Origin of the sequence: Skermanella mucosa, assembly GCF_016765655.2 — a bacterium.
Classification (GTDB): Bacteria; Pseudomonadota; Alphaproteobacteria; order Azospirillales; family Azospirillaceae; genus Skermanella; species Skermanella mucosa.
In genome coordinates, this window is the sequence record NZ_CP086106.1 from 3,130,347 (window position 1) to 3,152,463 (window position 22,117).

Annotated in this window: 23 protein-coding genes; 3 read left to right on the forward strand and 20 right to left on the reverse strand. The window is 66.1% G+C overall.

Annotated features, from left to right (window positions below; all coding sequences use genetic code 11):
• Window position 1: 1 nt before the first annotated feature.
• From JL100_RS14375 to JL100_RS14390, 4 genes are all read right to left on the reverse strand, one after another.
• Complete coding sequence (locus tag JL100_RS14375; protein ID WP_202680375.1) at window positions 2-682, reverse strand: response regulator; 681 nt, start codon at window positions 680-682, stop codon at window positions 2-4.
• A gap of 86 nt (window positions 683-768) precedes the next feature.
• Window positions 769-1,332, reverse strand: coding sequence for an RT0821/Lpp0805 family surface protein (locus JL100_RS14380; RefSeq protein WP_228421267.1), 564 nt, complete (start codon window positions 1,330-1,332; stop codon window positions 769-771).
• A 47-nt stretch (window positions 1,333-1,379) separates the two neighbouring features.
• Window positions 1,380-1,856: an RT0821/Lpp0805 family surface protein gene (locus tag JL100_RS14385; RefSeq protein ID WP_202680376.1), complete on the reverse strand. Its 477-nt coding sequence runs from the start codon at window positions 1,854-1,856 to the stop codon at window positions 1,380-1,382.
• Window positions 1,857-1,943: 87 nt separating this feature from the next.
• Window positions 1,944-4,049: a ComEC/Rec2 family competence protein gene (locus JL100_RS14390; RefSeq protein WP_202680377.1), complete on the reverse strand. Its 2,106-nt coding sequence runs from the start codon at window positions 4,047-4,049 to the stop codon at window positions 1,944-1,946.
• Between the two features lie 88 nt (window positions 4,050-4,137).
• Here JL100_RS14390 and gltX point away from each other — a divergent pair, with 88 nt between their 5' ends.
• The 3 genes from gltX to JL100_RS14405 all read left to right on the forward strand — a co-directional run bounded on the left by gltX (window position 4,138) and on the right by JL100_RS14405 (window position 7,159).
• The gene (gene gltX, locus JL100_RS14395; protein WP_202680487.1) at window positions 4,138-5,544 is read left to right on the forward strand and encodes a glutamate--tRNA ligase; all 1,407 of its coding nucleotides are present in this window, start codon (window positions 4,138-4,140) and stop codon (window positions 5,542-5,544) included.
• 102 nt (window positions 5,545-5,646) lie between these two features.
• On the forward strand, window positions 5,647-6,945 hold the full coding sequence (gltA, locus tag JL100_RS14400) for a citrate synthase (protein ID WP_202680378.1): 1,299 nt from the start codon (window positions 5,647-5,649) through the stop codon (window positions 6,943-6,945).
• Complete coding sequence (locus JL100_RS14405) at window positions 6,938-7,159, forward strand: hypothetical protein (RefSeq protein ID WP_202680379.1); 222 nt, start codon at window positions 6,938-6,940, stop codon at window positions 7,157-7,159. Before gltA ends, JL100_RS14405 begins: the two co-directional genes overlap by 8 nt.
• A 77-nt stretch (window positions 7,160-7,236) precedes the next feature.
• Here the strand turns inward: JL100_RS14405 and gloA are convergent, their stop codons facing one another.
• From gloA to rpsB, 16 genes are all read right to left on the reverse strand, one after another.
• A complete protein-coding gene (gene gloA, locus JL100_RS14410; protein WP_201080669.1) occupies window positions 7,237-7,632 on the reverse strand; it encodes a lactoylglutathione lyase in 396 nt (131 codons plus the stop codon).
• Window positions 7,633-7,662: 30 nt separating this feature from the next.
• Window positions 7,663-8,841, reverse strand: coding sequence for a lipid-A-disaccharide synthase (lpxB, locus tag JL100_RS14415; RefSeq protein WP_202680380.1), 1,179 nt, complete (start codon window positions 8,839-8,841; stop codon window positions 7,663-7,665).
• Window positions 8,838-9,659, reverse strand: coding sequence for an LpxI family protein (locus tag JL100_RS14420; RefSeq protein ID WP_202680381.1), 822 nt, complete (start codon window positions 9,657-9,659; stop codon window positions 8,838-8,840). The genes lpxB and JL100_RS14420 overlap by 4 nt, the downstream gene beginning before the upstream one ends.
• The gene (gene lpxA / locus JL100_RS14425) at window positions 9,649-10,452 is read right to left on the reverse strand and encodes an acyl-ACP--UDP-N-acetylglucosamine O-acyltransferase (protein WP_202680382.1); all 804 of its coding nucleotides are present in this window, start codon (window positions 10,450-10,452) and stop codon (window positions 9,649-9,651) included. The genes JL100_RS14420 and lpxA overlap by 11 nt, the downstream gene beginning before the upstream one ends.
• A gap of 13 nt (window positions 10,453-10,465) precedes the next feature.
• Window positions 10,466-10,879, reverse strand: coding sequence for a 3-hydroxyacyl-ACP dehydratase FabZ (gene fabZ, locus JL100_RS14430; protein WP_456115321.1), 414 nt, complete (start codon window positions 10,877-10,879; stop codon window positions 10,466-10,468).
• 85 nt (window positions 10,880-10,964) lie between these two features.
• Window positions 10,965-12,002, reverse strand: coding sequence for a UDP-3-O-(3-hydroxymyristoyl)glucosamine N-acyltransferase (gene lpxD, locus JL100_RS14435; protein WP_202680384.1), 1,038 nt, complete (start codon window positions 12,000-12,002; stop codon window positions 10,965-10,967).
• Between the two features lie 62 nt (window positions 12,003-12,064).
• Window positions 12,065-12,640 (reverse strand): OmpH family outer membrane protein, encoded by a 576-nt coding sequence (locus JL100_RS14440; protein WP_228421269.1) that lies wholly within the window; start codon window positions 12,638-12,640, stop codon window positions 12,065-12,067.
• Window positions 12,641-12,644: 4 nt separating this feature from the next.
• Window positions 12,645-14,948: an outer membrane protein assembly factor BamA gene (bamA, locus tag JL100_RS14445; protein WP_228421273.1), complete on the reverse strand. Its 2,304-nt coding sequence runs from the start codon at window positions 14,946-14,948 to the stop codon at window positions 12,645-12,647.
• A gap of 46 nt (window positions 14,949-14,994) precedes the next feature.
• Window positions 14,995-16,128, reverse strand: a complete 1,134-nt coding sequence (rseP, locus tag JL100_RS14450) for an RIP metalloprotease RseP (RefSeq protein ID WP_202680387.1) — start codon at window positions 16,126-16,128, stop codon at window positions 14,995-14,997.
• Window positions 16,129-16,158: 30 nt separating this feature from the next.
• Window positions 16,159-17,358 (reverse strand): 1-deoxy-D-xylulose-5-phosphate reductoisomerase, encoded by a 1,200-nt coding sequence (locus tag JL100_RS14455; protein WP_202680388.1) that lies wholly within the window; start codon window positions 17,356-17,358, stop codon window positions 16,159-16,161.
• Window positions 17,349-18,209: a phosphatidate cytidylyltransferase gene (locus tag JL100_RS14460; protein WP_202680389.1), complete on the reverse strand. Its 861-nt coding sequence runs from the start codon at window positions 18,207-18,209 to the stop codon at window positions 17,349-17,351. The genes JL100_RS14455 and JL100_RS14460 overlap by 10 nt, the downstream gene beginning before the upstream one ends.
• Window positions 18,151-18,882: an isoprenyl transferase gene (locus JL100_RS14465; RefSeq protein WP_202680390.1), complete on the reverse strand. Its 732-nt coding sequence runs from the start codon at window positions 18,880-18,882 to the stop codon at window positions 18,151-18,153. The genes JL100_RS14460 and JL100_RS14465 overlap by 59 nt, the downstream gene beginning before the upstream one ends.
• Window positions 18,883-18,887: 5 nt before the next feature.
• A complete protein-coding gene (frr, locus tag JL100_RS14470) occupies window positions 18,888-19,445 on the reverse strand; it encodes a ribosome recycling factor (RefSeq protein ID WP_202680391.1) in 558 nt (185 codons plus the stop codon).
• Between the two features lie 6 nt (window positions 19,446-19,451).
• Entirely contained in the window at window positions 19,452-20,177 is a 726-nt protein-coding gene (gene pyrH, locus JL100_RS14475; protein ID WP_202680392.1) for a UMP kinase, read from the reverse strand.
• Window positions 20,178-20,266: 89 nt separating this feature from the next.
• Complete coding sequence (gene tsf, locus JL100_RS14480; RefSeq protein WP_202680393.1) at window positions 20,267-21,199, reverse strand: translation elongation factor Ts; 933 nt, start codon at window positions 21,197-21,199, stop codon at window positions 20,267-20,269.
• Window positions 21,200-21,288: 89 nt separating this feature from the next.
• Window positions 21,289-22,116 (reverse strand): 30S ribosomal protein S2, encoded by an 828-nt coding sequence (gene rpsB, locus JL100_RS14485; RefSeq protein ID WP_202680394.1) that lies wholly within the window; start codon window positions 22,114-22,116, stop codon window positions 21,289-21,291.
• Window position 22,117: the final 1 nt, after the last annotated feature.

Genomic DNA, 22,117 nt, shown 5'->3' on the forward strand with positions numbered 1-22,117 from the left:
GTCAGGCCGAAGAAATTCGGCCGATTGGCTCCTCCCGGGGAGGCTCGACCACGAGGCGTCCGGCGGCGATGATCACCTGGGTGCGGCTGTAAAGGCCGAGCTTGCGCAGGATGACGGTCACGTGGGCCTTGACGGTCGCCTCGGATACCGCGAGTTCGAAGGCGATCTGCTTGTTCAGCTTGCCGGCCGTGATCCCCGCGAGGACGCGGAGTTGCTGCGGCGTCAGGGAGGCGATGCGTTCCGCGAAATCCGAATCGGGAACCGGTTCGGGCGTCGCTTCCCCCTCGATCGCGGGAAACCAGTCGCCGCCTTCCAGGACGGCGTGCAGCGCCTCGGCAATGGTTTCGATCGGCGCCGACTTGGGAACGAAGCCCGACGCCCCGTACTCCAGCGAACGCTGGATCGTCATCCCGTCCTCGAGCGCGGAGACGACGATCACGGGAATGGCCGGGTGTTCGCCGCGCAGCAGGAACAGGCCGATGAAGCCGTTCATGCCGGGCATGTGCAAGTCCAGCAGGATCAGGTCGATGGCGTCGCGGCGGCTGCCGACGATTTCCATCACCTGATCGAAGTTCCCGGCCTCGATCAGGGTGGCGTCCGGCAGGGACTGGGCGACGGCGTGCCGAAGAGCCGCCCGCATCAGCGGATGGTCGTCGGCTATGAGTATACGATATGCCGGCATGTCGGCTCTTTCGCGTTTCGCTCCCGGAAGCCGATTATCGAATCTCTGCCGGGCCGCCACAACGAAAGCATACGGCTATATCCGCATCAGCCGACGATTCTCCAGGTCCCGTCCGGCTGCTGGCATGCCTGCCCGAAGGCCGATCGCACCCTGCCGCCGACCACTATCTGCTGCCGGAATTCCCGGCAATAGGCCCCGGACGTCGACCAGCCGTCCCGTGTCGTCCGGACGGCCCCCATGTTCCCGGTCCGGGGATTGCTCCACTGGACCGGCATCCCGACCGGCGCCGAATAGGCGTGGGCCGCCGCCTGACGGGCGTAGGCCTCGTCGGCCCGGTCCAGCGATCCGCCGATCCCGGAGCCGAGGAAGGCGCCCAGCAGCGTGCCCGCGCCGACCGCAGCAAGCCTGCCGGTCCCCCCGCCGATGCCGGACCCGGCGAAGCCGCCCAGAGCCGCGCCACCCAGCGTCCCGAAGGTCTGCTTGGGCCCAGAGCCGAGCCCGAGGGCGTCACCGGACAGAACCCCGGGGGAGAGGCTGATCCCGGTTCCCACGTTGAAGCCGTTGTAGCCGGTGCCGTAGCCGACACCGGCGTAGGGCGTGCATCCGGCCACCAGCGCCGCGACCATGATGGCCATGATCGGATTTCCCATTCGGTCTCCTCCCCGGCGGTCCCTCCGCTCCTGGATGACCGGCAGCGTCAGGGGACGATCTGCCAGGTGCCGTCCTGCTGCTGGCAAGCCCGGCCGGTCGCCTGCTCCGCCCGTCCGCCGACATAGATCGTCTGGGTGAACTCGCGGCAATACTGGCCCGTCTGGGTGTTGCGTCCATCTCGAATCGGGGTCACCGTCCCGTAGTTGCCGCTCTCCGGGTTCTCCCAGCGGATTGTCTCGCCTACGGGCGCATCGTAGGCCCTGTTGGCCGCCTGGGTCGCATAGGCCTGGTCGGCCCTGTCGAGCGACTTTCCGACCTCGCCGCCGAGCAACGCTCCCAGCAGGACACCGCCCGCGGTCATCGCCAACTGCCCCTTACCCTTGCCGAACTGCGAACCGGCCAAGCCGCCCGCCGCGGCACCGCCGAGGGTACCAACGCCCTGCTTCGTGCCGATCCCGTCCGCGCAGCCGGCCGTGGCCAGCAGGGATCCGGACAGGAAGATCGATAGGACGAGCTTACGCATTATTCACCTCTGAACGTCGTGTCAGGGGTGTAAACACCCAAAAGGCTCGATCAAGCCAGCTCCCGAAAGAGGTAGTTCGCCGAACCGTCACCGGTCCCCGCCTTTTCGCGGTGCTTCAACAGTACTGGTCCAGGGACGCAGGCCACGATCCGCAGCGACAGTATCGACCCGCACGGAACCCGGCGACAGCCGGATCGCATGGGCGCCGTGGCGGCGCAAACGCCACAGGTCGATCACCAGTCCGGCGGCACAGCCGCGCGGCGCGGGATCGGCGGAAATCACGATGTCGACCACCGCGCAGTCTTCCGCCAATGCCTGCCTCGCCTTGGCCAGCGCCACGGTATGACCCTTGGAACGATAGAGGCAGCCGGCACGGTCGCACGACAGCATGCCGCCGGCGCCGATGCCCTCCCGCGGCCAAGTGTCGGCCTCCTGCGCTCCGTCGCGGCGAAGCCAGACCTCGGCGGCAAACCGGCCTGCGGTGCGTGACGACAGGGCCAGGGCGCCGGACGCGTCGCGCACCGCCATCAGCTTGCCCGCACCGTCGACCATTATGTCGGGCCGGTCGTCCAGCATCAGCGTCAGAAGGCCGGCGGCCATCGGCGGAATCCCCAGCAAGCGCCACCATTGCCGCCAAAGGGCCAACCACAGACCACCGCAGACCATGACGGGAAGGGCGAAGCCGGGCATCGCCGCGACCAGTTGGGACGCTCCCGGGAGTCCGGCCGTGACCCGCGCAGTCTCGATGATGACGGTCACGCCCCAGCCCATGGCGGTCAGAGGCAGCTGCTCCGTGCCGAAGGGCATCGCCAGATAGACGACCAGGCAGAGCGGCATAACCCAGAACGAGGTGACCGGCACGGCGATCATGTTGGCAAGCACGCCGTAGTACTGCACCTGCTGGAAATGGAACATCGAGAAAGGCGTGGTGGCGAGGCTCGCGATCACCGACGTCAGGGCGATACCCGCAAGATGGAGCGCCGCGCGTCCCACCGGCCCCGTCTCCCGGCGCATCCGGGTCCAATAGGGACTGATCACCTCATACGCCGCGATCAGGGCCGCCACGGCGCCGAAGGACATCTGGAAGCTCGCGCCGAGCAGGCTCTCGGGCTCCTTCACGATCACGACCGTCGCGGCGAAGGCGATCAGGCGCATGCTGAACGGGTTGCGATCCATCAGGATCGCGGCCAGGGCAAGGCCCGTCATCAGGACCGACCGCTCCGTCGGAACGGGCGAGCCGACCACCAGCATGTAACAGAACGACGCCGCCATGGCGACGACGGCGGCGATCTTCTTGATCGGCCAGTTCAGCGCCAACGCCTCGACCAGCGCCAGCAGGGCCCGGACCGCGAAGAACACCAGGCCGGCCACCAGCCCGACATGGAGGCCGGAGATCGACAGCAGGTGGGCGAGGCCAGAGCCTCGGAAGTCCTCCATCACCTGCTCGGGAATGGCCGTCTGCTGCCCGGTCATCAGCGCCGCGATCACGCCCCCTTCGGCACCGCCCACCGCGCCGTCGATTCGCATGGCCATGGTGAGACGCATGCGCTCGGTTCCGGCCATGAGGTCGGCCCAGGCGCCGGCCGGTACCGGCTCCACCTGCTGGACGGGTCCGACCGCGTATCCGACTCCGCCGATGCCGGCGAAGAAGGCGGCCCGCGCGAAATCATAGGCGCCCGGGGCGACCGGGACGCCGGGCGGGCCGACCACGGCCACGATTCGCACCCGCTCTCCCGGCATCGGCAACTGGGCGGCGTCGCGCAGCCGCAGGCGGATGCGGCGGGGTGTCGCCTGCTCTTCCACCCGCGGGATAGACAGGTCGCCCAGCAGGACCCTGCCGCCCTTCTCCAGCCGGTCGATAGCGATCACCCGACCGGTCACGGGGACCGGACCGACTTCCCGTACCAGAGCCGGGGCGGTAACGGACGCCGTGCGGATCTGGGCTGCCGTGAAACCCAGCCCGACCGTCAGGAGCGCCAGGCAGACCAGCGGCGCCACCGCCCGGCGCCGCACCAGGAGCATCGCCGACAGGAGAACCAGGACAGCGGCCGCACCGGTCCAGCCCGGAGGCTCTACGGGCAGCGCGAAGTAGCCGGCCACGCCTGTCCCGATGCCGACCGGCGCCCAGAGGATCCAGCGTTCCCGCTCCGCCGCGAGGCAGTCGGCGAGCGCCCGCAGAGCAACTCTTACCATCATCCCGCCGGTTGGGGTGCATGAAGGGTCCCTATGTGCTATGTCAGCCGTTACCATTTTGTCAGTGCAGATCGGAATTGCGGTTACGATGTCCGTCGTCACGCGTTTTGCGCCCTCGCCCACCGGATTTCTCCATATCGGCGGGGCGCGTACGGCCCTCTTCAATTGGCTGTTCGCCCGCCACAACGGCGGCACCTTCCTGTTGCGGATCGAGGATACCGATCGCGCCCGCTCCACCGACGCGGCTGTCGAGGCGATCCTCGACGGACTGAAATGGCTGGAGCTCCACTGGGACGGCGAGGCCGTTTCGCAGTTCGAGCGGCGGGACCGCCATGCCGAGGTCGCCCATCGGATGCTGGAGACGGGCCACGCCTACCGCTGCTTCGCCAGCCAGGAAGAGCTGGAAGCCATGCGCGCGGCACAGAAGGCGGCCGGCCAGCCGATGCGCTACGATGGCCGCTGGCGGGACCGCGACCCGTCCGAAGCGCCCGCCGGGGTCGCCCCGGTGATCCGGTTGAAGGCCCCGCAGGAGGGCGAGACCGTCATCAACGACCATGTCCAGGGCGAGGTGCGGGTGCAGAACGCGCAGCTGGACGACATGGTCCTGCTCCGGGCCGACGGCACGCCGACCTACATGCTGTCGGTCGTGGTGGACGACCATGACATGGACGTGACCCACGTGATCCGTGGCGACGACCATCTGACAAACACCTTCCGTCAGGTACAGATCTACCGTGCCATGGGATGGGACCTGCCCGAATTCGCGCATATCCCGCTCATCCATGGGGCTGACGGCGCGAAACTGTCGAAACGACACGGCGCCCTGGGGGTTGATGCCTACAGGGACATGGGTTACCTGCCCGAAGCGGTGCGCAATTACCTGCTCCGGCTGGGCTGGGGGCACGGCGACGACGAGATCATATCGACGGAACAGGCCGTCGAATGGTTCGATCTGGGCGGGATCGGCCGGTCGCCGTCCCGGTTCGACTTCGCCAAGTTGGACAGCCTGAACGCACACTATATGCGGCTTGCCGACGATGCCCGTCTCACCGGCCTGATCACGCCGATGATCGAGGCCAAACTCGGCAGGACGGTCGAAACTTCGGGCCGCGACCTGTTGACGCGGGCCATGCCGGGCCTCAAGCAGCGCGCCAAGACGCTCGTGGAACTGGCTGAGTCAGCGCAATTCTACGTTGCCGCCCGGCCGCTTGAGGTGACCGGCAAGGCGGCCGACCTGGTGACCGGGGACGGCGCCGCCCTGCTTGCCGACCTGGCCGAGGAACTGCGGCCATTCGACGCTTGGAGTTCGACTGAAATCGAGACGAAAGTAAGGGAATTCGCCGAGACCAGGGGTCTGAAGCTGGGCAAGGTGGCGCAGCCTCTCAGGGCGGCGCTATCGGGCTCGACAATTTCCCCACCCATTTTCGAGGTTGCAGAGTTATTAGGGAAAACCGAAACCCTCGCGCGCATTGCTGATGTTGCGCAGCCGCGCTAGGGCCGACGCGCTGCGTTGCCAAGACCGCTTTGCAGCATTATTCTCTCCTGATATGAGACGGTCCGGGGAAATCCGAGGCCGCAATCACAAGGAAGTGCCGAGATGAGCCAGAAAACGGTTACGCTGACTGATAACAGCACCGGGAAATCCTATAATTTTCCGGTACTTGAAGGCACGACCGGTCCGGAAGTGATCGATATTCGCAAACTTTATGCCGAAACCGGATATTTCACCTACGATCCGGGGTTCACCTCTACCGGCAGTTGCGAGTCGAAGATCACCTACATCGACGGCGATGAGGGTATTCTGCTGCACCGCGGCTATGCCATCGAAGATCTGGCCGAAAATTGCAATTTCCTGGAAGTCTGCTATCTGCTGCTCCACGGCGAGCTGCCGTCGCCCGACCAGCTCACCACCTTCGACAAGACCATCACCTATCACACGATGGTCCATGAGCAGATCAACTACTTCCTGCGCGGCTTCCGCCGCGACGCGCACCCGATGGCGGTCCTGTGCGGCGTGACCGGCGCGCTGTCCTCGTTCTACCACGACAGCACCGACATCGAGGATCCGCACCAGCGGATGATCGCCTCCCACCGGCTGATCGCCAAGCTGCCCACCATGGCGGCGATGGCCTACAAGTACTCGGTCGGCCAGCCCTTCATGTACCCGCGGAACGATCTCAGCTATGCCGAGAACTTCCTGTACATGACCTTCGGCGTGCCGTGCGAGACGTTCAAGGTCAACCCGATCCTGGCCAAGGCGATGGACCGGATCTTCATCCTGCACGCCGACCACGAGCAGAACGCCTCGACCTCCACGGTCCGGCTGGCCGGTTCGTCGGGCGCCAACCCGTTCGCCTGCATCGCCGCCGGCATCGCGTCCCTGTGGGGTCCCGCCCACGGCGGCGCCAACGAGGCAGTGCTGAAGATGCTGCAGGAAATCGGCGACAAGGACCGCATTCCCGAGTTCATCAAGCGCGCCAAGGACAAGAACGACAGCTTCCGCCTGATGGGCTTCGGTCACCGGGTCTACAAGAACTTCGATCCGCGCGCCCAGGTCATGCGCAAGACCTGCCACGAGGTGCTGGGCGAGCTCGGCATCAAGAACGATCCGCTGCTTGACATCGCGATGGAGCTGGAGCGCATCGCTCTCGAAGACGACTACTTCATCGAGAAGAAGCTGTACCCGAACGTCGATTTCTACTCGGGCATCATCCTGAAGGCCATGGGCTTCCCGACCAGCATGTTCACCGTGCTGTTCGCCGTCGCCCGCACCGTGGGCTGGATCGCCCAGTGGAAGGAAATGATCGAGGATCCGGGGCAGAAGATCGGCCGTCCGCGTCAGCTCTACACCGGTGCGACGCACCGGCAGTTCGTTCCGCTGAACGAGCGTGGCTAACCGGCGCATCACGCCTCATTTCGGCTCGGGCGGTTCCGACGGATCCGCCCGGAAGCCCCCTGTCGCGATCGCGACGATGCGGGGAACGCGCCATCTCGGCACGCCGGCGAACGACAATCGGCCGCCGTTGCGCCTGCGGCTGATCCGGCTGGCCAAGCTGGCCCTTCTGATCGCCGCCGTCGGCGGGATGCTCTGGTATCTGCTGCGGCAGTGACGTGCCGGCGCCTTCCCGGCCCGTGAACCGACTGAAAGGGCGCCCTTTCCAAAACGGGAAAGGGCGCCCTTTTCATGTCAGCTCCGCTCGATCAACTCGACCTTGTACCCGTCCGGGTCCTCGATGAACGCGATCACCGTGGTGCCGTGCTTCATCGGGCCGGGCGGGCGCGGGATCTTGACGCCTTCCGCCTCCAGCTCCTTGCAGGTGGCGTAGATGTCCGGCACGCCGATGGCGATGTGGCCGTAAGCGCTACCGAGATCATACGGCTCCTTCTGGTCCCAGTTGTGGGTGAGTTCCAGGACCGTGTGGTCCGACTCCTCGCCGTAGCCGACGAAGGCCAGGGTGAAGCGTCCGCCCTCGTAATCGTTGCGCCGCAGCAGCTTCATGCCGAGCAGGCGGGTGTAGAAATCGATCGACTTGTCCAGGTCATAGACCCGAAGCATCGTGTGCAACATGCGGAATTTGGCCATGTGTCTCCCTCCGTTTTCTTGACCTGTTGATTAACGTTGGACCGCGCCGTTCCGCCCCTTCACGACTGCGAGAACGACATCCGCGGCCCGTTCGCTTGGCGGTGGTCCGCCAAGTCCCAGCCACCGCGCGACCTCGGCGACCCCGTCCCGCTGTTCCCGGCGGGCCTCTGGATCATCGAGCAGCTTCGTGAGGGCCGCATCGAGCTTCTCCGGGGTACAGTTCTCCTGCAGCAACTCGGGAACCAGCATGCGGTCCAGCATGATGTTGACGAGATTGGCGTACTTGACGCGGATGAAGCGGCGGTACAGGCCGATGGTGACGGGGTGCATGCGATAGGCGATCACCGCCGGCAGGCGGGCCAGGGCCAGTTCCAGCGCCACCGTGCCGGAAGCCGCCAGCGCCGCCTCCGATGCCGCGAAGGCGTCGTACTTGCCCTGGTCCCCCTCGACCAGGATCGTCCGCACCGGCCAGCGGGATATCTCCGAGGCTACGCTGTCGCGCACATGAGGGACCGTCGGAACGGCGATCACCAAGTCCGGATAGCGCGGCGCCAAGCGCCCGATCGTCTCCCGGAAGACCGGCAGGAGCCGGCTGATTTCGCTCCGGCGGCTCCCCGGCAGCACCGTCAGCAGACGGTCCGTCGGCGCGATGCCGTGGACGGCGCGAAATCGCGGGCCATCGCCCGACGCGGCGCCTCCCTCGACGATAGGATGGCCCACGAAGGTGCAAGGCAGGCCTTCCCGCTCGAAATAGGGCGGTTCGAACGGAAGCAGCGCCAGCAGATGATCAAGCACGCGGGCGACCTTGCGCGCCCGGCCGGCCCGCCACGCCCAGACGCTGGGCGCCACATAATGCACGAACGGGATGCCCTGCCCTTTCAGTCGCTTCGCGATACGAAAGCAGAAATCAGGTGCGTCGATCGTGACCACCACCTCCGGCCTTCGGCGGCGGATCTCCGCGGCAGTCTGGGCCAGCCGCCGGATCAGGTTGGGCAATTTCGGCACCAGTTCCGCGATCCCCATCAGCGACAGCTCATGAAGCGGGAACAGAGTGTCGAGCCCCTCGGCGATCATGCGCTCCCCGCCGATCCCGGCGAACCGGACCGGGCCGTCGGCGCGGCGCTTCAGCGCCGCCATCAGTCGGGCACCCAGAAGATCGCCCGAAGGTTCGCCGGCGATCAGGAAGATCAGAGGACCCTGTTCCGTCACTGCGGCACTTCCAGGCCGACGATGAACAGGCCCCTCGCATCGGCCAGTTCGGCAATGGCTTCGCGGTCCAGCATGATGCTCTTCCCAGCTTCCACGGCGATCCCGCGCAGTCCCGCTGCGGCACAGCGCTCGACGGTGACCGTCCCGACGGTGGGAAGGTCGAAGCGGACGTCCTGTCCGGGCTTGCTCATCTTGACCAGCACGCCGCCGGGTCCGTCGCGGCGCAGGCCGCCGCATCGATCGATCAAGGCATCGGTGCCCTCGATCGCTTCGACCCCCAGGACGATCCCCTGCTGCACGATCACTGCCTGCCCGACATCCAGGCTGCCCAAAGCCCGGACTACGGCTATCCCGCGGGCGATGTCGGCTTCCGCCTGAACGTCCGGACCATGCATTCCCAGATTACCGATGGGCGTCAGCAGATCTCGGAAGACATCCTGTGTCGCCACCACCCGGAACCCCTCGCTTTCGAGCTCGCCGGTCACGGCCCTCAGGAGACCGTCGTCGCCCAAGGCGCGGGCGCCGATGCGGGCGAACAAGCGGGCCGCGCGCCAGTCCGGCTTCAGCTCGGCCAGACTGGGCCGGCGCACCCGGCCGGCCAGGACGATATCGCGGACCCCGGCCTGGCGCAGGGCGTCGAGCATGGCGCCCGCGGCGCCCAGGCGTGACCAGCGGTCGACGGGGAGCTTGCCCGCATCGCGGTCGGCATGCCCCTCCAATCCCAGCACGAACACTTCGCGCCCGGCGGAACGGCAGGCCTCGACCAGCCGGAGCGGCAGGTCGCCGCCCCCGGCGATGATGCCAAGCTTAGGAGGCATTCTCCGCACGGGGCTGGCAGATCGGGCGCGAGGCTTCGGCGCGGATGAAGGACAGGATATCGCTGACGACGGGCTGGTCCCCGAAATCGGTCCCGACCTGCTCGACCCGTTCGGCCAGCGTCTTCTCCGCGGCGAACAGCAGTTTGTAGGCTGCCCGCAAGGCACGGATATCGTCCTTGCCGAAGCCGCGGCGCTGCAGGCCGACGAGGTTGAGGCCGTTCAGGCGGGCGCGTTCCCCCATCACCAGTCCGAACGGAATGACATCCTGCTCCACGCCGGACATCCCGCCGATCATGGCATGGGCACCGATCCGGACGAACTGGTGGACCGCCGACAAGCCGCCCAGGATCGCGTGGTCGCCGACCGTGACGTGACCGCCCAGGGTCGCGTTGTTGGCCAGGATCACATTGTTGCCGATGATACAGTCATGGGCCACATGGGACGCCATCATGAACAGGCAGTTGTCGCCGACCCGGGTCACCATTCCGCCACCCTCGGTGCCGGGATTCATGGTGACATGCTCGCGGATCCGGTTATTGGCGCCGATGATCAGCTCAGAAGGCTCGCCGTGGAACTTCAGGTCCTGGGGTGCATGGCCGATCGACGCGAAAGGGAAGATCTGGGTACCCGGGCCGACCCTTGTCCGCCCCTCGACCACCACGTGGGAATGCAGGCGGACCCCATCCTCCAACACCACGTCCGCGCCGACCACGCAGAAGGGGCCGATCACCACGGACGACCCGACGCGGGCCGCTGGATCGACGATCGCCGTCGGATGGATGCTCTCGCTCATGGCAGGGATTCGCTCACTCATCCAGGATCATCGCGGCGAAGGTCGCCTCCGAACAGAGGACGCCGTTCACCTTGGCCTCGCCCTTGAACTTCCAGACGTTACGCCGATGCTGGAGCTTGGTCACGTGGATATAGACGGTATCGCCAGGAGTGACCGGCTTGCGGAAACGCGCGTCGTCGATCGACATGAAGTAGACCAGCTTGCCTTCGGCGTCCGCTCCCAGGGTATGCACCACGAGGACACCGGCGGTCTGAGCCATCGCCTCGACGATGAGGACGCCCGGCATCACCGGCCGCTGCGGAAAATGCCCCTGGAAGAAGTGCTCGTTGATCGTGACGTTCTTGACGCCCACGGCGCTCACATTGGCCACGACGTTGGTGACACGGTCGATCATCAGCATTGGATATCGATGCGGGATCATTTCCATGACCCGCAGGATGTCTATATCGATGCCGCGCTGCTCTTCGCTGCCCTGATGGTCGGTCGCCTGGGTGGCGGAAGTTACTTCCATGTCATTCTTCCTTGAGGCGGGTAGATTTCCCGCGGGTCAGGTTCGCCAACACCGCGACCTGACGCAACCATTGCTTCATGGGAACCGACGGGACTCCACCAACCTCGCCGCCGGGTGGAATGTCACGCATCACGCCGGCCTTGGCGGCGATGCGCGCGCCCGCGCCGATCTTCAGGTGCCCGGCCAAGCCGGCCTGTGCCGCCAGCACCACATGATGACCGAGCTGGGTGCTGCCCGAGATGCCGGATTGCGCGACGATCACGCATCCCGGCCCCATGGCCACGTTGTGCCCGATCTGGACCAGATTATCAATCATCGACCCGCGCCCGATCACGGTATCGGGTCCGGCTCCCCGATCGATCGTCGAGTTGGTTCCGACCTCCACGTCGTCCTCGACGATGACGCGGCCGAGTTGCGGCACCCGGACATACCCGGTGGGATCCATGGCGAAGCCGAAACCGTCGGTGCCGATCCGGGCGCCCGGATAGATGTTGACCCGGCTGCCGACAAGGCAATGGCTCAGCGAAGCGCAGGCTCCGATGATGGTGTCGTCGCCGACCTCCACCCGGTCGCCGATCACCGCGTTAGGCGCGATCCGGCAGCGGGCACCGATGCGGACCCCGGCGCCGATGACTGCTCCCGGACCGACTTCCGTCCCCTCTCCGATCTCGGCGGTCGGATCGACGATGGCATGGGGCGAAACCCCGGCTCTGGGGGCAGGCACCGGGTAGAATGCCTGCGCGACCAGCGCATAGCCCCGGTACGGCTTCGCCGTGACGAGGAGGGCCATTCCCGGCGGGGCTTTCGAAACCAGGTCGGGATGGACGATGCAGGCGCCGGCACGGCTCGCCTCGAACGCTCCGACGTATTTCTTGTTGTCCAGGAAGCTGACGTCCCCGGGGCCGGCGGCATCCAGCGGGGCGACGTCGGTGAACTCGGCTGCGGGATCGGCTCCAGGAGCCAGCTCAGCACCGGCGACGCTGGCCAGCCGTTCCAATGTGAAGGGGCCTGCGGCGGTAAAGAATCGAGGGTCCGGCATGGCTCCGTTCTTCGTTGGGTTCCGATCGGTTGCTTGTTCCCAAATCAGGCCTGTAGGTCAAGTCAACTCTTGGGTACGGTGACCGCCACCGTGGGCAGCTTCTTGTTCAAACGGTCGAGCACCGATCCGGTCAGATCCAGCGACTTCTCGGCGATGACCACCTGCTGCTTGGCCAGCACGAGGCTGGCCTTCTGTTCACCGGCGACTTCCGCAACCACTTCCAGCATGGTTTCGTGCAGCTTCTTCATGGACTCGTTGAAGGCTTGGTCCAGTACGCGCTTCCGCGTCTGGACCGACCGCTGGACATCGGCGACCTGTTGCTCGAACTCACGGCGCTTCTGCTCGAACGCCTCCGGAGCCAGGCTGGAGCGCTGGCGCCCCAACTCCTGTTCCGCCGCGCGAAGGTTCTCCTCCTGCTTCGAGATTTCCTTCTGGTACGTCTGACGCTGTGCGTCGAGCTGCTTCTGTATGCTCTGGGCGGCGGCCGACACTTGCATGATCTGCTGGACATCGACCACAGCCACGGCCGTCGCGGGCAGCTGCTGGGCAGCCGCCCCGCCCGGATAACCGCCCATGATGACCGCCAGGGCCATACCGGCAACGATCAGGACCTTTCCGGCGGCGCTCAGGTCACGCATCAGCTTAGAACCTGGTGCCGAAGCTGAAGCGGAATTGCTCCTTCTTGTCATAGTCTTCCTTCAGGATCGGGAAGGCCAGGTCGACGCGGATCGGGCCGAGCGGCGACCGCCAGGAGATGCCGGCGCCGATCGAGAGCCGGATCGCATCGTCGTCGACCAGACGTTCGCTCGCGTTCTGGGCGGTCGCGTCGACATCGCCCAGGGTGCCGAAGTCGGTGAAGGTATGGCCGGTGACGCCGAACTCGTCCGGCAAGCCGATCGGGAAAGCCAACTCGACGCTGCCGCGGGCAAAGCGGTTGCCGCCGAGGCTGTCGTCGCTGACCAGTTCGCGCGGACCGATACCGGCGGGAGCGAAGCCGCGCAGGCTGTCGCCGCCGATGAAGAACCGGTCGGAAATCGCCACGTCCTCGCCGATGCCGACGATGAACCCGACCTCACCCAGGAAGCTGAGGACCGTGCCTTCGGTCACCGGGAAGTAGACGCCGGCGCCCAGCCGGTTGCGCGAGAACTGCGCGTCGCCGCCCAGGCCCGCGACCTCGTTGTTGAGGCGGACGAAGTAACCCTCCGTCGGGTTGATCCGGCTGTCCCGCGCGTCGTACAGCAGCTCCTGCCCGACCAGCGAGACGATACGGCTTCCCTCCTGCTCGCGGATGAAGCGCGAGGCATCGGACGCGACGTTCTCGATCTCCGTCTGTTGCAGGGTGTAGTTCAGCCGCTGGCGCAGGCGTTCGGTCAGCGGATAACCCAACCTGAAGCCGATGCCGGTATTGGCCTCGTCGTACGAGCTTTCGTCCTGGTTATCGCGGGTGATGCGGAACAGGTCGATGCCCGCCGCCAGGTCGCGCTCCAGGAAGTAGGGCTCGGTGAAGCTGAGGTCGAATTCCTGGGTCCGTCCGGAGACGGTCGCCGCGAAACGCAGGTCCTGGCCACGGCCGAGCAGGTTGCGCTCGCGGATGCCGAAATTGGCGAGCGGACCGTCGATCGTCGAGAAGCCGGCGCCGATCTCGATCTCGCCGGTCGACTGTTCCTGGACGTCGACCTGGATGACCGACCGGTCGGGCTGCACGCCTTCCGCCGTCGAGATGTTGACACGCTCGAAGAAGCCCAGGTCGCGGATGCGGCGCTCCGACCGCCTCAGCTTCGAGGTGTTGAACGGGTCGCCTTCGACCAGCAGCATTTCGCGCCGGATCACCCGATCGAGGGTGCGGACGTTGCCGGTGATGTCGATCCGGTCGACGAAGACGCGCGGGCCTTCGCCGATTTCGTAGATGACGTCGATCGTCCGGGTCTCGCGGTTTCGGACGATCCGCGGCTGGATGTCCACGAAGGCATACTGGAGGTCGCCGACCGCGTTGGTCAGGTTGGCGATGGAGGTCTCGACCTCCTCGGCGTTGTACCAGTCGCCTTCCTCGGTGGTCAGCCGGTCACGCAGGCTCTCGGCGTCGAGGTCACGGAGCTCGGTCTCCAGCCCGATCTTGCCGAACCGGTAGCGCTCGCCCTCCTCGACCGTGAAGGTGATGAAAAAACCGTCGCGGTCGGGGGTCAGCTCGGCTACGGCCGAGACCACCCGGAAATCGGCATAGCCGCGCGACAGGTAGAAGCGCCGCAGCCGGTCGCGGTCGAAGGTGAGACGATCGGGATCGTAGGTGTCGTCGGTGGTCAGGAACCGGTACCAGCGCGACTCGCGGGTCTGGATCTCCTCCCGCAGCCGGCTGTCGCTGAACATCTCGTTGCCGATGAAGTTGATCCGCCGCACCCCGGTGCGCGCACCCTCGTCGATCTCGAACACCAGGTCGACGCGGTTCTGGTCCAGCTGGATGACCTTCGGTTCCACCGTCGCGGCGAACCGCCCGCTGCGCCGATAGATCTCCAGCAGGCGCTGGACATCGTTCTGCACCCGCGTCCGGGTATAGACGACGCGGGGCCGGAGCTGGACCTCGCGCTCCAGGTCGGCGTCCTCGATCCGCTGGTTACCCTCGAAGGCGATCCGGTTGATGATCGGGTTCTCGACCACGTTGACGACGAGGGTGTTGCCCTCGCGACGCAGGGTGACGTCGGCGAACAGGCCGGTGGCGAACAAGGCCTTCAGCGAGTCGTCGATCCGTGACGGATTGAACGGATCGCCGGGACGGACCACCAGATATGAACGTACCGTCGTCGGCTCGATTCGCTGGGTGCCCTCGACCCGGATGTCCGAAATGGTACCGCCGGAGAAATTGGCCTGCGCCACCGTGGTCGGCAGCCCCTGGGCCAGTGCGATGGTCGACGTAGCCGTCGTCGTGCACGCAGCCAGCACGCAGGCTGCCAAAAACCTGTTCAGCCCCAACTGAAACCCCCAATAACTTCCTATCCCGTCAGGAAATCAGGTCACGGAAGAAGTCGACCACACGCAGGTGCACCAAGTCGTTCCAGGTCGCGAAGACCATCAAGGTGAGCACCAGGGCCAAACCAATCCGAAAGCCATATTCCTGAGCCCTGTCGCCGAGCGGCTTACCACGGATCGCCTCAACGGCATAGAACAACAAGTGGCCGCCGTCCAACATCGGGATGGGAAAAAGGTTAATGAGGCCGAGATTGACCGAGAGGATCGCCATGAACCAGACCAGCGCCACGACGCCGCTCTGCGCCACCTCGCCGGACATCTGCGCGATGCGCAGCGGGCCGCCCAGCTCCTCGGTCCCGCGCGAGCCAGAGATCATCTGGCCGACGGCGCCCAGGGTGCCCACGGTCAGGTTGACGGTCTCCCGTCCGGCCTGCCAGAGGGCCGTCAGCGGATCGTGCCTGCGGTACTCCATGCCGGCCCGGCCGATCCCGAGCAGGCCGATGGAGTGGGTATTCCCCATCCGGTCGGTGATCTCCGTGACCTCGGGGGTGACGGACAGCGGAACGCGGTTGCCGTCGCGCTCGACCACCAGCGCCAGGGGGGTTCCCTGATTGAACCGGACGATCTGCTGGACTTCCTCGAAACGCTCGATCGGTTGGTCGTCGATCTCCACGATGACGTCGCCCGGCAGGATGCCCGCGCGGGCGGCCGCACTCTGCTCCTGCACCGTGCCGATGTCCGGCGGCGTGTAGGGCTGCCCGTAGAGCGAGAAAAGCAGCGTCAGGCCGATGATGGCGAACAGGAAGTTGGCGATCGGACCGGCCGCCACGATGGCGGCGCGTTGACCCAGGCGCTTGTGGAAGAAGGAAACCTCGCGTTCCTGCGGGGTCATGGTCCTGACCGCGCCGCTGGGCGTGCTGGCCGCGTCGGCGTCGCCGAACATCTTGACGTAGCCGCCGAGCGGAATCGCGCTGAACTTCCACCGGGTGCCCGCTCGATCCGTGCGGCCGAACAGTTCCGGGCCGAAACCGATCGAGAAGGTCTCGATGCGCACGCCGTTACGGCGGGCCACCCAGTAATGGCCGAGTTCGTGAACGAACACGAGCACGGTCAGCACGACCAGGAAGGGGATGACGTAGGTCCACAGACCGGTGAGGAATTCCATTGGTTCTCCCGCCGCCCGCGGCTCAGGGTTTCATTCGCTGCAACGGGCCAAGTTTTCGCCCGCTTCACGGCGAGCTTCCGCGTCGATGTGGCGCACATCGTCCAGATGATCAAGGCGGGAATGAGGCACCCGCTCCAGCGTTTGCTCAACCACGCGCTCGATGTCCAGGAAGCCGATGCGCCCTTCCAGGAATCCCTGGACGGCCACTTCGTTCGCCGCGTTCAAAATTGTAGGAGCGCCTCCGCCGCTTTGCAAGGCGTGGCGGGCAAGGCGCAGCGCCGGGAATCGCTGCGGATCCGGCGCCTCGAACGTCAGCGTGCCTGCGCTGATCAGGTCGAGGGGAGCTGCCGGCGTGGGGATCCGTTTCGGCCACCCCAGCGCGAAGGCGATGGGCGTCCGCATGTCGGGCGTGCCGAGTTGGGCAAGCACCGAGCCATCGACATATTCCACCATGCTGTGGATCACCGACTGGGGATGGACCACCACGTCGATGCGCTCCTCGGGCATGGCGAACAGGAAGTGCGCCTCGATGATCTCCAACCCCTTGTTCATCATGGTGGCGCTGTCGACCGAGATCTTGGCGCCCATCCGCCAAGTCGGGTGGGCGCATGCCTGCTCCGGCCCGGCCTCGGCCATGTGGGTCCGGGAAGACTGCCGGAACGGTCCGCCTGACGCGGTCAGAAGAAGGCGCCGGACCGATTCGCGCCGATCGAAGTCGAACACCTGGAAGATCGCGTTATGCTCGCTGTCGACCGGCAGGAGCGTGGCGCCCGAGTCCCGCACCAGGTCCATCATCAACGGCCCGGCGCACACCAGGCACTCCTTGTTGGCGAAGGCGACGATGGCGCCGCGCCGGGCGGCGGCCAGGGTCGGTTCCAGCCCGGCGGCGCCCACGATGGCGGCCATGACCCAGTCGGCCGGTCGCTGGGCAGCCTCGACCACCGCCTCGGGTCCGGCGGCAACCTCGATCCCGCTGCCGGCCAGCGCGTCTCGCAGCGGCTGGTAGCCTGCGGGATCGGCGATCACCGCCAGCGCCGGGCGCAGCGTCCTGGCCTGCTCTACCAGATGCGCGACATTGCGGCCGGCGGTCAGCGCCTCCACCGCGTAGGCCCCCGGATCGCGGGAGATCAGGTCGACCGTGTTGCGGCCGACCGAGCCGGTCGATCCGAGGATCGTGACTCGCCGGGGAGATCCGGTCCGCTCCGACGTGCGCGCGCCTGCTACCACCATGCGAGAGCTTTCCCCAAAGTCGCGTGGAACAGCGCAAAGACCGGCGCTGCGACAATAAGTCCGTCCACGCGGTCGAGCAGACCGCCGTGGCCGGGAATGAGACGCCCACTGTCCTTGACGTCGAAGCGGCGCTTGATGCCCGACTCGAACAGATCGCCGATCTGGCCGACCACGGCGAGCACCATGCCCAGCACGGCCGCCAGCCAGGGCCGCTCGGCATCGAACGCCACGGCGACGCCGGCACCGAACGCCGCGGCGCTCAGCATGCCGCCGACCAGCCCGGCCCAGGTCTTCTTGGGGCTTATGCGGGGAGCCAGCTTCGGTCCGCCTATACTCTTGCCGGCGGCGTAGGCGCCGATATCGGTCGCCCAGATGCAGAACAGCAGGTAAATCAGAAGTCCCAACCCGTCCTCCGGATCGCCCCGGACCCAGATCAGGGAGACGCTGCCGAAGACGATGTAGGGAATGCCGAAGGAGAAAAGCCAGCGGTGGTCCGAATGGGACATCCAGGCATAACCCAGCAGCGCCACCGTCAGGATGGCCGCCAGGAGGAGCGACACTGTCGCCCCCATGATGAAGTCCGCGATCAGGACCGCCGCGACCGCCGCCACGGGCAGCGAAGCGATCCACCTGGATCGGTCCGGCTCGACCAGACGGGTCCACTCCGCGACCGCCAGGACGGCGAAGGTCAGGATCAGGACTTCGAAGATCCAGCCGCCGAGATAGACCGCCAGAAGAACGATGGGTCCGAGAACCAGAGCCGAGAGGATCCTGGTACGCAGGTTTCCCGTTCTACCGAGTCCCGACTGCGCCGTAGCGCCTGTCGCGCTGGTTGAATTCTCGGATTGCATCTTCCAGATCGCGCTTCGTGAAATCAGGCCACAGCGTATCGACGAAGACCAGCTCGGTATAGGCCAATTGCCACAGCAGGAAATTGCTGATCCGTTGCTCGCCGCTGGTGCGCAGCAACAGGTCGGGATCGGGAATGTCCCGGGTCAGCAGGCGGCCCGAGAAGGACTCCTCGGTCACGTCCTCGGGGTCGAGCCGCCCTGCCAGGGCTTCCCTGACCATCTGCCGGGCGGCATTCGCGATCTCCTGCCGGGCGCCGTAGCTGAGCGCGATGGTCAGGTTCAACTCGCGGTTTCCGCGGGTCAGTTCCTCCGCGTTCTCGATCATTGTGACGATGTCGCCGGACAGGCGGGAGCGATCTCCGATCACCCGCAGGCGGACACCGTTCTTGTGAAGTTCTGCGATCTCGCTGCGCAGGTAGAACCGGAGGAGTTGCATGAGGTCGAAAACCTCGCCCTCCGGCCGCCGCCAGTTTTCCGATGAGAATCCGAACATGGTGAGGTAGGGGATGCCCAGTTCACGGGCAGCCTCCACCGTCCGCCGTACGGCTTCGATGCCTTTGCGATGCCCTGCGGTCCGCGGCAGGCCGCGGGCTTTCGCCCAGCGGCCGTTACCGTCCATGATGATCGCTACGTGCTGCGGCAAGGTGCCCGTCGTTGTCAAAGTCCCCTGCATCGAGGTCAGACCTGCATAATCTCTTTTTCCTTGGCCGCGAGCGCTTCGTCGATCTTCTTGATGTGGGCGTCGGTCATGGACTGGACCTCGTCGGCCCAGGTTTTGTGTTCATCCTGGCTGATGTCCCCGCCTTTTTCCATGCGCTTCAGCATGTCCATCCCGTCGCGGCGCACGTTGCGCACGGCGACACGGGCCTGCTCGGCATAGCGGGAAGCGACCTTGGACAGTTCGGCCCGGCGTTCCTGGTTCAGGTCGGGGATCGGCACGCGCACGTTCTGGCCGTCGGTCTGTGGATTCAGCCCCAGTCCGCCGTCGCGGATCGCCTTCTCGACGGCCTTGACCATGCCGCGGTCCCACACCTGCACCGTGATCAGCCGCGCTTCGGGCACGCTGATGGTCCCGACCTGATTGATCGGCATCTGCTGGCCATAGGCCTCGACGGTGATCGGTTCCAGCAGGCTGGCGGAGGCGCGGCCGGTGCGCAGCCCGCCGAATTCCTTGCGCAGCGATTCCAGGGCGCCGTCCATGCGGCGGCTGAGCGAGTCAATATCAGGGTCTGCCACGGTAGTTCAGCCCTCTTCCGTGATGATCGTGAACTTGCCGCGCCCCGCCATGACTTCGGCGAAGGCTCCGGCCGTATGGATCGAGAACACTAGGATGGGTATTTTATTCTCGCGCGCCAGCGAAATGGCGGAGGCGTCCATCACCTGGAGATCCTTCGCCAGAACCTCAAGGTGGGTCAACGTCTCGAAACGCTGAGCCGACGGGTCCTTGTTGGGATCGGCGGAGTAGACTCCGTCCACCTTGGTGCCCTTCAGAAGCGCGTCGCAGCCCATTTCGGATGCGCGCAAAGCCGCCGCGGTATCGGTGGTGAAGAACGGGTTACCCGTTCCGGCACCGAAGATCACGACCCGCCCCTTCTCCATGTGACGCACTGCGCGCCGCCGGATGTAGGGTTCGCAGACGCTGGCCATGGGGATGGCTGATTGCACGCGGGTCTGGACGCTCCTGCGCTCCAGCGCGCTCTGCATCGCCAGCGCGTTGATCACCGTCGCGAGCATGCCCATGTAGTCGGCCGTCGCCCGTTCCATCCCCGTCGCGGCACCCGAGACGCCGCGGAAGATGTTACCGCCGCCGATCACCAGGCAGACCTCGACGCCCATGCCGACGACCGACTTCACCTCGTCGGCGACGCGGTCGACGATTTCGGGGTCAAGCCCGTATTCCCGATTGCCCATCAGCGCCTCGCCGGAAATCTTCAGCAGGACGCGACCATACCGGGCGTTGGTGGGCATAGCCCCCTCCATCGCAGTCATCAAAGGTAACCCCTCAGCCAGCGCTCGTTGGAGCCGGCGACCGCCCCGGGGAGCGGCCGCCATGAGCCTCAGCGGCCGACGTTCGCCTGCGCGGCGACCTCGGCGGCGAAGTCGGACTGCTCCTTCTCGATGCCCTCGCCCAGGACGAACCGGGTGAAGCCTACGACCTTGATCGGGGCGCCGATTTCCTTGGCTACCGCATCGACGACCTTGCGGACCTTGTTCTCGCCGTCGATGACGTAGACCTGCTCCAGAAGCACCACTTCCTCGTAGTACTTGCGCAGCCGGCCCTCGACCATCTTGGCGATGATGTCTTCCGGCTTGCCGCTGGCGCGCGCCTGATCGGCAAGAACGCTCCTCTCGCGCTCCAGCGAGCTGGCGTCGACATCCTCGATGTTCACCGCTTCCGGACGGGCCGCGGCGATGTGCATCGCGATCTGCTTGCCGAGTTCCAGAAGGCGGGCACGGTCGCCGGTGGACTCCAGGCCGACCAGAACGCCGATCTTGCCCAGGTTCGGGGCCAGCGCGTTGTGGACGTAGCTGGCGACGGCGCCCTGGCCGACGGCGATCCGCGAAACGCGGCGCAGGTTCATGTTCTCGCCGATCGTCGCCACCATGTTGGTGACCTCGTCCGCGACGTTGCGGTCGGTGCCGGGGAACGCCTGCTGCTGCAGCGCCTCGATCGTGCCGTCACCCTCGAGCGCCAGCTGCGCGACCTGGTTGGCGAATGCCTGGAACCGGTCATTGCGGGCAACGAAGTCGGTCTCGGAATTGACTTCGACCGCGGCGCCGACGGTGTCGGAGGTGGCGACCGCGACCAGACCCTCGGCGGCGACCCGGCCGGCCTTCTTGGCGGCGGCGGCGAGGCCCTTCTTGCGCAGCCAGTCGACGGCACCTTCAAGGTCGCCCGACGTCTCGGTCAGCGCCTTCTTGCAGTCCATCATGCCGGCGCCGGTCTTTTCGCGCAGTTCCTTGACGAGCGAGGCTGTGATTTCGGCCATCTTGGACCTCTTCCTGAATGATCGTAGTCAGTAGATAAAAATAAGGGCAACCGGACGCACCCAAGCGCCCGGTTGCCCGATCTGACGGATCAGGCCTGGGCGCCTTCCGAGACCGCGGCTTCGCCGTCGGCACCGTCGGTGGCCTCGGCGACGACGACGTCCTCGTCCGCCGGCAGCTCTTCCTCGACGCCTTCGGCCTGCTCGCCGACATCGATGCCCGACGCGATCATCTCGGCCTGCAGGCCGTCAAGGACCGCGCCGGAAACCAGCTCGCAGTAGGTGTCGATCGCGCGCAGCGCGTCGTCGTTGCCCGGGATCGGGAAAGCGACGCCGTCGGGATCGGAGTTGCTGTCGATCACCGCGACGACCGGGATGCCGAGCTTGTTGGCTTCCTGAACCGCGATCGACTCCTTGTTGGTGTCGATGATGAACAGGATGTCCGGCAGGCCGCCCATCTCCTTGATGCCGCCGAGCGCCCGTTCCAGCTTGTCGCGCTCGCGGGTGAGCTGGAGGGTTTCCTTCTTGGTCAGGCCGATGTTGGTGTCCTGAAGGCGCTCTTCCATCTCGCGGAGACGCTTGATCGACTGGGAAATGGTCTTCCAGTTCGTCAGCATGCCGCCGAGCCAGCGGTGGTTGACATAGTACTGGCCGCAGCGCGAGGCGGAGTCGGCGACCTTCTCCTGAGCTTGGCGCTTGGTGCCGACGAACAGCACGCGCCCGCCGCCCGCCACCACGTCGCGGACCGCGCTCATGGCGCGATGCAGCATGGGAACGGTCTGCTCGAGGTCGATGATATGGACGCCGTTGCGCACGCCGAAAATATACGGCTGCATCTTCGGGTTCCAGCGGCGGGTGTGGTGGCCGAAGTGGACGCCGGCTTCCAGGAGCTGGCGCATGGTGAATGAAGGCATCGGCATG